Consider the following 10125-nt stretch of genomic DNA (forward strand, 5'->3'; position numbering starts at 1 on the left):
TTTCACGGCCGGCGCCCTTCGCGCCGGCCGTGGCGTTTTCAGGATGCCGTCCGGCGTGCCGACAAGGCTTCCCACAGGAAGAGCCCCACGCCCGACGCGAGGATCAGGCCCGCGCCGAGGAAGACCCCGGGGCGCGGGATCTCCGCGAAGATCATGAAGCCCCAGACGAAGGCCCAGATCAGCCCGCTGTACTCGAAGGGGGCGATGGCGGAGGCCGGTGCGTGGCGGAAGCCCTCGAACACCAGGAACTGGCCGGCGCCCCCCATGATGCCGAGGAGCGCCATGACGGCGAAATGATGCAAGGTCGGCGTCTGCCAGACCCAGGGCAGCGCGATGGCGCATGCCACGGCGAACAGCAGGTTGGACGCCGTCATCGTCGTGGTGGTGAGCTCGGTCCGGGCGATGATGCGCACCAGGATGGTCGTCCATGCCCAGGTGAAGGCCCCCGTCAGCGCCAGCACGGCCGGCACGAGCGACACCGAGCCGCTGGGGTCCACCGCCAGCACCACGCCGCCGAAACCGATGAGCGCCGCGACCCAGCGTGCCGCCGTGACCTTCTCGCGCAGGATCAGGAACGAGAGCAGGACGACGAAGATCGGCGCGGCGAAGTAGAGCGTCACGAGGTCGGCGAGCGGCAGGTCGCGGGCGGCCGTGTAGTAGCTCAGCCACGCCACCAGGATCATCGCCGAGCGCACCAGCAGCATGGTGCGGGCCCGGTTCCTGAGCGTCGCCTCCAGGCTGCGGCCCCGGGTCGCCACGAGCGCGATGGCCAGGATGAAGAGACTGCGCACGAACAGGATCTCGAAGACCGAGTAGTGCACCACCAGCCACTTCACGATGGCGTCCTGCGCGCTGAAGGCGGCATAGCCGGCGATGGCCAGGCCGATGCCGGTCATCACGCTCGATCGTTCGGAGGGGGACATGCGCGACGCCGCGACGGAGGGACGCTCCTTCCTACCGGTCGGCCGTCCTCCTGCCAACAGCACGCCGGCCCGGATGGCCGTGCATCGCGACGAGGTCACGCGGCGGCCTGCCGCGAGGCCGCGGGCGTTTCACGCGCTGCTGGGTGACCAGCTCGGGCGGCACTCGCCTCAGAGCGGCGCGAGTGGCCTCGCCTCGACCGGTTCGGTGTTCTCCGGCGCCGGCGGGGCGGCCTTGCGGGCCGCGTCCACGGTGGGGTCGATGAAGGACTGCGCCTGCTGGGCGCCGGCGCCCTCGGTGACCTTCGGAGCCTCGGCGAGCTGGGCACCGATGGTTTTCACCACCGTCGGGGCCTCGGCGAAGGTGCCGTGGCGCAGCAGGTCCGAGGACCCGGTGCCCTTCAGGTCGTAGACGCGCACGTTCAAGCCCAGCAGCTCGTCCAGGTGCTTCTTGTTGTCGAGGTCCAGGGCGCCGAGGCGCGTGCGGCTGCCCGCCAGGGTCGCCGACACCGACAGGGCGCGGTCGTCGGCCGCCGCGAAGACCGAGACTCGGGCGACGTTGCCGACGCGCGCCATCTGCGCACGGAACACGTCGAGGTCGATGTCGGGTGCCGCCAGCATCACTTCGCCGATGTGGCCGCCGAGATCGGCGCGCCCGGCGATGCCAGCCTGGCGCAGCGATTCCATGGCCAGCCACGTGCCCATGGAGTGGGCGAGGATGTGGACGCGCCCGACGCCGGGCGTCGCGGCGAGATCCTGCAGCAGCTTGTCCAACGGATCGCGCGAGGCGGTGGCGCTTTCCTTGTCGCTTCCATAGGCGAGCAGCTGGCTCCGCGAGGGCCAGGTGAACAGCACCGGCACGCCGGTGAAGTTGCCGTCGGCGACGATCTGCGCCAGTCGGAAGCGGGCCTCGTCGTAGCTGGTGTTGAAGCCGTGGACGAAGACGAGGACGTCGCGGCTCACCCCGATGCGTCCGGACACCTGGGCCGCGACCTGCTGCTGGAAGCTTTCGGGCTCGATCCGCCGCTCGCCGACCACCACGAAATGGCGGGAGCGGCTTTCCGGCGTGATCGACGGACGCTCGATGGCGCCGGGCTCATGGCCTGGGGGGATGCTGACCGAGGTGATCGAGAACCGGGCGTTGCGGGAGGTCTCCCCGGTGCCGCCTTCCTTGTTCGACTTGCGGGTCGACGCCACGAAGATCTGGACCGTGCGCGCCTGGGCGGCCTGAGCCGAGGAGAACAGGCCCGTAGATCCCGTCACGGTGTCCATCGTGCCGGCGCAGCCGGCCAGGGGACCAGCCAGGACGGCCAGCCCGCAGGCCAGCATGGCGGCTCGCTTCAAGCGGCCGGCGGAGGAAACGAACGTATCGGTCGCGCCGAGGGGCACGGCGAAACTCCCATGCAAGCGGGCGTTGTTGCCGGGATGGAGGCGCTTCTCGCGCCCGGTCCGGTCCGCCGGTGATGATCCGCGAAAGTTACCCGATCGTGAACGCGCTGGATGGCTTTGCAGTCATCGCGGCGCACCGGGCGGAGTTGCCAGCCGATCGTGACGCAAATGGGACGCGACCGGCTCGGGTTTCAGTTTTCGTCGACGGCTATGGGATTTTGGCCACTCAGCGCCTTCACCGGCGCGGCCACGACGCCGCCGGCGACGCTGCCCACCGTGCTGCCCAGCGACGAGCCGACCACGACGATGCTTTCGCCGATGGTGGCGCCGCGGCCCTTGATGCCGCCGTCGTCGGCCAGCCGCGAGCCGATCAGCTTCACGACGTCGGGCGATGCGGCGAACTTGCCGTGGCCCAGCCGGTCGCTGGTCTTCAAGTCGCTGAGGTCGAACACCGTGATGTTCATGGCCTCGAGGCGCTTGGCGATCTCGGGATCGTCCACCGTGAAGGCGCCGGCCCGCTGCGTGCTGCCCCAGACGAGCTTGGAGAAGCCCAGGGCCTTGTCGTCCTTGGACACGAAGATCGTGATGGGCAGCCTCTGCTGACCCACGACCTGCAGCTGGCGCCGGAACACGTCGATGTCGATGTCGGGGGCGGCCATCATGACCTGGCCGAGCTTGCCGCCGAAGCGCCCGTCGCCCCGGATCGCCGCCTGGCGGAGCGTCTCCACCATCAGGAAATTGCCCATGCTGTGGGCCAGGATGTCGAACTTGCGCGCGCCGGTCTTGCTGGCGATCCCACGCAGCGTCGCTTCGAGGTCGTCGCGCGAATAGACGGCGCTTTCCCGGTCGTAGGGATAGGCCAGCAGCTCGCCGCGCGAGGGCCAGGTGAACAGCACCGGCACGCCCTTGAACCCGGAATCGTGGACGATCTGGGCCAGCCGGTAGACGGCCTCCTCGTAGCGGGTGTTGTAGCCGTGGATGAAGACCAGGACGTCGCGATCGGCCGCGGGCTTCGCCGCGATCGCCTTGCGGATGCCGTCGAAGAACGCATCCGGCGGGGTGAGATCGCGGCTGACCGTGACGAAGTTGATCTTGGGGTCGCCCGGGCTGCGGCTCGGCCACTCGATCTCGCCGGTCTTGTGGGCACCCGGCACCGAGACGACCATGCTGGCGTGGTTGACGGTCTTGGCGCGGTCGCCGCCGAACATGCGGTCGGGCTCGGCCTGGTTCGGCGCCCGCGTCGTCGCGACGAAGATCTTCACCGGCCGGGCGTCCGGCGGAAGCGAACTCGCCGCCACCGGGTTGAGAACGTCCTTCGGCAATCCGCCGCAGGCGGCCATGGTGAGGCAGAGGCCGACACAGGCCAGAATACGCAACACGCCCCGGGGGTTCATCGCACGCCACTCGCCGCTGAGAGGTCCCATCGATAGCCAAGCCCCAGCCCCCGGTCAAACATCGGCGTTCGTGCAACCGTCGAGAGCAGCCCTCGGCCGGCGGGATTCTAGCGGGTGTGCCCGCGCGGTATCAGGTGACGGCCCGGTTGAACCGCGCCGGGCCCCGTCGTAAGCCAGTCCAATGCCGCCCGCCCCGCCCGTCATCGACATCGCAGAGCTCGCCCGACGCATCCGCAGCGGCGACCGCGCGGCGCTGGCCAAGGCGATCACGCTCGTCGAGTCCCGCCGGGCCGACCACCAGGCGGCCGCGCGGGGCCTCGTGCAGTCCCTCCTGCCGGACACGGGCCGGGCGATACGGGTCGGCGTCACCGGTGTCCCCGGCGTGGGCAAGTCAACGACCATCGATACCCTGGGCTCGAACCTCACGGCCGCCGGCCATCGCGTGGCCGTGCTGGCGGTCGATCCGTCGTCCAGCCGGACCGGCGGGTCGATCCTGGGCGACAAGACGCGGATGGCCAGGCTGGCCGTCGATCCAGCCGCGTTCATCAGGCCCTCGCCCTCGTCCGGCACGCTCGGCGGTGTCGCCGCGCGCACCCGAGAGACCATGCTCCTGTGCGAGGCGGCCGGTTTCGACGTGATCCTGGTGGAGACGGTGGGGATCGGCCAGTCGGAGACGACCGTCGCCGACATGACGGACCTGTTCCTCGTCCTGATGCTTCCCGGCGCCGGCGACGAACTCCAGGGGATCAAGAAGGGCGTGCTGGAACTGGCCGACATCATCGCCGTCAACAAGGCCGAGGGCGAGGGACTGCCGCGCGCCCGGTCCGCGGCGGCCGAGTACAAGGCCGCCCTCCACATCCTCGCGCCGTCCTCTCCCAACTGGACGCCGGCCGTGGTGCTGATCTCCGGCCTTGCCAACGAAGGGCTGGAGGGCCTCTGGCAGCTCGTTCTCGAGCATCGCCGGCGCCTCACGGCCACCGGTGAATTCCAGGCCCGCCGGCGCCAGCAGCAGACGCGCTGGATGTGGACGATGATCGAGGACCGCCTCATGGAGCGCCTGCGCACCAGTCCGGCCGTGCGGGCCCGCATGCCCGGCCTGGAGAAGGAGGTCGCCCAGGGGACCCTGTCCCCGACCGTGGCGGCGGAAGAGGCCCTGCAGTTGATGGGCCTGGCTCCGTGACGCCGGCGGACGACCCCATCGTGCTGGTGACGGGCTTCGGCCCCTATCCGCGCGTCCGCGTCAATCCCACGGGATCCCTCGCCGCCCGGATCGGCCGGTCGCGGCGGTTCTCGCGGTTCGGCCTGGCGGTGCGGGCCCATGTGTTCGAAACGTCCTACGCCGCCGCCGGGCGCGACATCGGGCCGCTGCTGGAGCAACTGGCTCCCGTGGCGTGCCTGCATCTCGGCCTCGCGCCGCGCGCCCCGAAGGTCCGCGTCGAGACCCGCGCGGAAAACCGCACCCGCAGCCTCGCGGTCGACGTCCGCGGCAGGCTTCCCGGTCGACGGGCGTTGGTCCCGCAGGGGCCGTCGACGCTGCGGGGGCACGCTCTGGCGGGCCCGGCGCGGGCGGCCTTCGCGCGCGCCGGCATCCCGGCCCGCCTGTCCCGGGACGCGGGGGCCTATCTCTGCAACGCCGTCTACTACTGGTCGCTGCTGGCCGCCGCGGGCGACGCGCCCGGCCGGCCGGTGCTGTTCGTGCACCTGCCCTGGCCGGCCCCACGGGCCGGGGAACGGCCGGCCGGACGGCGGCGTCGCACGTCGCGGCCGCCCACGGTCGATGCCATGGCACGCGCGCTGGAGGCCCTCGCCCTGGCGCTCGGAGCCGCCGGCAGGCGTGTGTGACGCCGAAGGCCGTGCTATCCAGAGGCCCAGTTGGACAGTCCTGACGAGGAATTCCCCATGTTGCGCGCCACCTCCGTCCTCCGCAAACCCGCCGTGAAGCCCGAGCGCGTGGCCGACACCGTGACGTTGGACCACGAGGGCCGCCACCGCCGGCGCATGACCCTGACGGGCGCCGGGGGCACCGCCTTCCTGATGGACCTCGAGAAGGCGACGGTGCTGAACGACGGCGATGCCCTGAAGCTCGAGGACGGACGGCTCGTCCAGGTGAAGGCGGCCGCGCAGAAGCTCCTGGAGATCCGTGCGGAGAACCCCCTGCGCCTCCTGCGGGTGGCCTGGCACGTCGGCAATCGGCATACGCCGGCCGAGATCACCGCCGACGCCATCTACATCGAGGACGACCACGTCCTGGCCGAGATGGTCCGCGGCCAGGGCTGCAGCGTCACCGCGGTCGAACGCCCCTTCCAGCCCGAGAAGGGTGCCTATGACCAGGGTGGCCACGGCCACCATCACGGGCATGACCATCACCACGGTCACGACCATGACCACGGTCACGAGCACCACGAGCACGGTCCGGACTGCGGCCACGACCATGCGCATCATGGCCACGACCACGCGCATGGCCACGATCACGACCACGGCCACGCTCATGCCCAAGAGCACAAGCATGCGCACAAGGATGAGCACCATCACGAGCATGGCCCGGACTGCGGCTGCGGCCACGACCATTCCCACGATCACCCTCACGACAATGGTCACCAGCACGGCCACAAGCATGGCTGATGGCGGGTCCAGCCTGCCGCTGATGGTGTGGTTCTCCCCGGCCTTCCCTGTCGGGGCCTTCGCCTATTCGCACGGGCTGGAATGGGCCGTCGAAACCGGTGCGATCCACGACGGCGAGACGGCCCGGCGCTGGATCGCGGACCTGCTGGAGATGGGCTCGGGCCGCAACGACGCCATCCTGCTGGCGGCCGCCTACCGCGCCGCCAGCGCCGGCGATGCCGCCGCGCTTCGCGAGGTCGTGGAACTCGGCGTTGCGCTGCAGCCCACCGCCGAGCGGCGGCTGGAAGCCACCGCCCAGGGCAACGCCTTCGTGACCGCCGCGCGGGCCTCATGGCCCTGTCCGACCTTCGACCTGCTGGCATCCGCCTGGCCCGGCGACGTGGTCTATCCCGTGGCCGTCGGAGTGGCGGCCGCCGGGCACGGGCTCGATCTCGGGCAGACCCTCGACGCGGCGATGCTCGCCTTCGTCGCCAATCTCGTGTCCGCCGCCGTCCGGCTCGGCGCGATCGGCCAGACGGACGGCCAGCGGGTCACCGCGGCGCTGCTGCCGGCCGTGCGGGCCACGGCCGCGACGGCCGCGACGTCCACGCTCGACGATCTCGGCGGCGCCGCATGGCGATCGGACATCGCGTCGGCGCGCCACGAAACCCAGTACACCCGCCTCTTCCGCTCCTGAGCGGCATCACGAAGGACGACGTCCCATGGCACGTTCCCCCAATGGCCCGCTCCGGGTCGGCATCGGTGGCCCGGTGGGCTCCGGCAAGACGGCGCTGATGGAGGTGCTGTGCAAGCGCTTCCGCGACACGTACGACCTGTGCGCCATCACCAACGACATCTACACCAAGGAAGACGCCAGGTTGCTCACCGTGGCCGGCGCGCTGCCCGTCGAGCGCATCATGGGCGTGGAGACGGGCGGCTGCCCGCACACCGCCATTCGCGAGGACTGCTCGATCAACCTGGCCGCCGTCGACCAGATGGTGAAGCGCTTCCCCAACCTCGACCTGGTGCTGATCGAGTCCGGCGGGGACAACCTCGCGGCCACGTTCTCGCCCGAGCTCGCCGACATCACGGTCTACGTGATCGACGTCGCCGGCGGCGAGAAGATCCCGCGCAAGGGCGGGCCGGGCATCACCCGGTCGGATCTCCTGGTGATCAACAAGATCGATCTCGCGCCCTTCGTCGGAGCGGACCTCGGCGTCATGGACCGCGATGCCAAGGCGATGCGGCGGGACAAGCCCTACGTGTTCACCAACGTGCGCGGCGGCGAAGGCGTCGATGCGGTCGCCGCGTTCATCGAGAAGGCGGGCGGTCTGGGCACCTGATGTCGCCTGTGGGCCGCGCTGGGTCGCCCCACCTCTAGCGCGGCGGACGTCCACTCGGTAGGAAACGCCCACCTTGCCGGACGGCCCGCTGCCCGGCCCGATCGAGAGTGACCGCGCCATGCCCCATGCCGCCTTCGTCCTGAAGCTCGCCTGCCCGAACCGTCCCGGCATCGTCGCGGCCGTGTCGACCTACCTGTTCGAGGCCGGCGGCAACATTCTCGACGCCCAGCAGTTCGACGACGTCGACACGGGCCGCTTCTTCATGCGCGTCGTCTTCAACCGGGCCACCGGCGAGGCGAGCCTGGAGGCCCTGCGATCGGGTTTCGCGCCCATCGGCGAGCGCTTCGGCATGGACTGGTCGATCCGCGACCGGGCCGAACTGCGCAAGGTGATGCTGCTGGTGTCGAAGTTCGACCATTGCCTGGTCGACCTCCTGTACCGCAAGCGCATCGGCGAACTCCCGATGGAGGTGACCGCGGTCGTCGCCAACCATCCGCGCCAGTCCTACGGACACATCGATCTCGATGGCATTCCCTTCCATCACCTCCCGGTCACGCGGGAGACCAAGATGGAGCAGGAAGCCCAGCTCTGGGACCTGGTGAAGAGCACCGGGACCGAGGTCGTCGTGCTCGCGCGCTACATGCAGGTTCTGTCCGATGGGCTCGCCGCGAAGCTGTCGGGCCGCTGCATCAACATCCACCACTCGTTCCTGCCCGGCTTCAAGGGCGCCAAGCCCTATCACCAGGCCTACGAGCGGGGCGTGAAGCTGATCGGCGCCACCGCCCACTACGTGACCTCGGACCTCGACGAGGGTCCGATCATCGAGCAGGACGTGGAGCGCATCTCGCACCGGGATACCCCCGACGACCTCGTCCGCAAGGGCCGCGACATCGAGCGCCGGGTGCTGGCCCGCGCGCTGGCCGACCATCTCGACGACCGGGTGATCATGAACGGGCGCCGCACGGTGGTGTTCTCGGGCTGAACCCGCACCGCCGTCCGACCCCTCAGCGCGCGCACTCCACGGCCACGACCCAGGGCCGGGCCGCGGCCACGACGGCTCCCGTGGTCATGGGACCGGTGGCCGGTTTCGCCGCCGCGGTCATCCCCGCGAAGGTCGCCAGGCCGGCTGCCGGAACGAGAGGCCAGCTCGACGCCGGCATGATCCCGGCCACCTGCCTGGGCTCCTGCTGCACCGAGGCCACCAGGCCGACCAGGGCGCCCGAACGGTCGAACACGGGACTTCCCGGCGCGCCGCGCTGCAGCGGGGCGAAGATGCGCAGGCCGCCCCCCGCCGGAACCCGAGCCTCGCCGGGCGCGGCCGAGAGCTGGACGTCGGCGCCCGGCGCCGTGAAACCCACCACGACGAGGTCAGCGCCATCCGCGGGCACCTGCGCTGCCGGCGATGCGGACGCCCGCGAGGCCGGCGCGTCGAGGAGCGCGAGCCCCGCGGCCTTGTCCACCTTCGCGATCGTCGCCGGCTGGCGCGCGACCAGGGGCGCGGCACAGGATTCGATCGCGGCCGTGGTCACGACTTTTCCGGGCGCGACCGCAACCCCCGTCAGGAGGAGAGCCGGCGGCCTGGCCGGGCCCGGCGGCAGCACCTGCAGGGCCGGCTGGCCGGTTCCGGGTCCCGCCACCGCGGGAGTGCCGGGCGATCCAGCGGCGGGCGCCTGGTCGAAGCTGTTGGCGATGGCGATCGACAGCCTGTCGAATTCGGCGGCACGCGCGAGAGGGTAGGTGAAGGTGTAGCCCCTGAGCGAATCCTTCAGGAGGTTGACGCGGACGTAGCTGCGCCGGCCCGCCATCTCCGAGGCCACGACGAACCAGTCGGGCCGCAGCACCTTGTAGGTCACCTTGCGGCCGGGCACCTCCGTGATCATGGCACCATAGAGCTTGGCCAGATCGTCCTTGCCGCCCATCGTCTCCAGCATCGCGGCGTTGTCGGCGCTGTAGTAGACGGTTCCGGTCGCACCGGGGCGGATCTTGTCCAGGACCTTCTGGGGCACGCCGATCTGGGCGCCCGTGCGGGCATCCAGCAGGCGCGTGAACTTCACGTTCATCCGCGCCAGCGAGGCCTGGGCGTCGAGCGCCGCCCTCTCGACGGGCTTGAGGATGCCGTCGGGCTTGCCCTTCTGGCGGGCCTGGAAGGCCATGATGGCCTTGTAGGTCAACGGGCCGAAGCCACCGGTGCCGGCGCCGGAGAAATCCCCCGTCCAGATCAGGCTTTCCTGGATCCCCTTGCGATCGGCTTCGGGCAGGACGTCGAACGCCTTCTGGGCGGCGGTGAACACGGGATCCACGGCGGCCGGCGCGGGGGGTGCGGCCGTCTGAGCCCAGGCCGGGCCGGGCCCGGCCGGAACCGCCGCGAGCGCCAGCAGAATCGTGGGCAGCAGGGTCATGCGCGCCATCGCGCCTTCTCCATCGAACCGGCGATGAACTTCAGCCGCACTGTTGCAGAAGGACACGCCACGGTCGAGC

Annotated in this window: 10 protein-coding genes; 6 read left to right on the top strand and 4 right to left on the bottom strand. The window is 70.7% G+C overall.

Features of this window, described 5'->3' with window-relative positions:
• Nucleotides 1–38: 38 nt before the first annotated feature.
• From Q0Q47_RS00915 to Q0Q47_RS00925, 3 genes are all read right to left on the bottom strand, one after another.
• The gene (locus tag Q0Q47_RS00915; RefSeq protein ID WP_293853365.1) at nt 39–896 is read right to left on the bottom strand and encodes a DMT family transporter; all 858 of its coding nucleotides are present in this window, start codon (nt 894–896) and stop codon (nt 39–41) included.
• A 195-nt stretch (nt 897–1091) separates the two neighbouring features.
• Nucleotides 1092–2309, bottom strand: a complete 1218-nt coding sequence (locus Q0Q47_RS00920) for an alpha/beta fold hydrolase (RefSeq protein WP_293853366.1) — start codon at nt 2307–2309, stop codon at nt 1092–1094.
• A gap of 191 nt (nt 2310–2500) precedes the next feature.
• The gene (locus Q0Q47_RS00925) at nt 2501–3688 is read right to left on the bottom strand and encodes an alpha/beta hydrolase (RefSeq protein WP_293853368.1); all 1188 of its coding nucleotides are present in this window, start codon (nt 3686–3688) and stop codon (nt 2501–2503) included.
• A 196-nt stretch (nt 3689–3884) separates the two neighbouring features.
• Between Q0Q47_RS00925 and meaB the strand changes: the two genes are divergently transcribed.
• The 6 genes from meaB to purU all read left to right on the top strand — a co-directional run bounded on the left by meaB (nt 3885) and on the right by purU (nt 8629).
• The gene (gene meaB / locus Q0Q47_RS00930) at nt 3885–4883 is read left to right on the top strand and encodes a methylmalonyl Co-A mutase-associated GTPase MeaB (protein ID WP_293853370.1); all 999 of its coding nucleotides are present in this window, start codon (nt 3885–3887) and stop codon (nt 4881–4883) included.
• Nucleotides 4880–5545 carry a peptidase C15 gene (locus Q0Q47_RS00935; RefSeq protein ID WP_293853372.1) on the top strand — a complete coding sequence of 222 codons (666 nt, stop codon included), beginning with the start codon at nt 4880–4882 and terminating at the stop codon, nt 5543–5545. The genes meaB and Q0Q47_RS00935 overlap by 4 nt, the downstream gene beginning before the upstream one ends.
• 57 nt (nt 5546–5602) lie before the next feature.
• On the top strand, nt 5603–6325 hold the full coding sequence (gene ureE, locus Q0Q47_RS00940; protein WP_293853374.1) for an urease accessory protein UreE: 723 nt from the start codon (nt 5603–5605) through the stop codon (nt 6323–6325).
• A complete protein-coding gene (locus Q0Q47_RS00945) occupies nt 6318–7001 on the top strand; it encodes an urease accessory protein UreF (RefSeq protein ID WP_293853375.1) in 684 nt (227 codons plus the stop codon). The genes ureE and Q0Q47_RS00945 overlap by 8 nt, the downstream gene beginning before the upstream one ends.
• Nucleotides 7002–7026: 25 nt before the next feature.
• Nucleotides 7027–7647: an urease accessory protein UreG gene (ureG, locus tag Q0Q47_RS00950; RefSeq protein ID WP_293853377.1), complete on the top strand. Its 621-nt coding sequence runs from the start codon at nt 7027–7029 to the stop codon at nt 7645–7647.
• A 118-nt stretch (nt 7648–7765) separates the two neighbouring features.
• The gene (gene purU, locus Q0Q47_RS00955; RefSeq protein WP_293853512.1) at nt 7766–8629 is read left to right on the top strand and encodes a formyltetrahydrofolate deformylase; all 864 of its coding nucleotides are present in this window, start codon (nt 7766–7768) and stop codon (nt 8627–8629) included.
• 22 nt (nt 8630–8651) lie between these two features.
• On the opposite strand, the gene Q0Q47_RS00960 is transcribed toward purU, so the two are convergent.
• On the bottom strand, nt 8652–10055 hold the full coding sequence (locus tag Q0Q47_RS00960; protein WP_293853379.1) for a serine protease: 1404 nt from the start codon (nt 10053–10055) through the stop codon (nt 8652–8654).
• Nucleotides 10056–10125 lie beyond the last annotated feature (70 nt).

The organism is uncultured Alsobacter sp. (assembly GCF_945952055.1).
GTDB lineage: Bacteria > Pseudomonadota > Alphaproteobacteria > Rhizobiales > Beijerinckiaceae > Alsobacter.

Coding starts and splice junctions, on each gene's coding strand:
- Q0Q47_RS00945 (WP_293853375.1), top strand. CDS start 6,318: ATGGCTGATGGCGGGTCCAGCCTGCCGCTGATGGTGTGGTTCTCCCCG.
- meaB (WP_293853370.1), top strand. CDS start 3,885: ATGCCGCCCGCCCCGCCCGTCATCGACATCGCAGAGCTCGCCCGACGC.
- Q0Q47_RS00915 (WP_293853365.1), bottom strand. CDS start 896: ATGACCGGCATCGGCCTGGCCATCGCCGGCTATGCCGCCTTCAGCGCG.
- Q0Q47_RS00960 (WP_293853379.1), bottom strand. CDS start 10,055: ATGGCGCGCATGACCCTGCTGCCCACGATTCTGCTGGCGCTCGCGGCG.
- ureG (WP_293853377.1), top strand. CDS start 7,027: ATGGCACGTTCCCCCAATGGCCCGCTCCGGGTCGGCATCGGTGGCCCG.
- purU (WP_293853512.1), top strand. CDS start 7,766: ATGCCCCATGCCGCCTTCGTCCTGAAGCTCGCCTGCCCGAACCGTCCC.
- ureE (WP_293853374.1), top strand. CDS start 5,603: ATGTTGCGCGCCACCTCCGTCCTCCGCAAACCCGCCGTGAAGCCCGAG.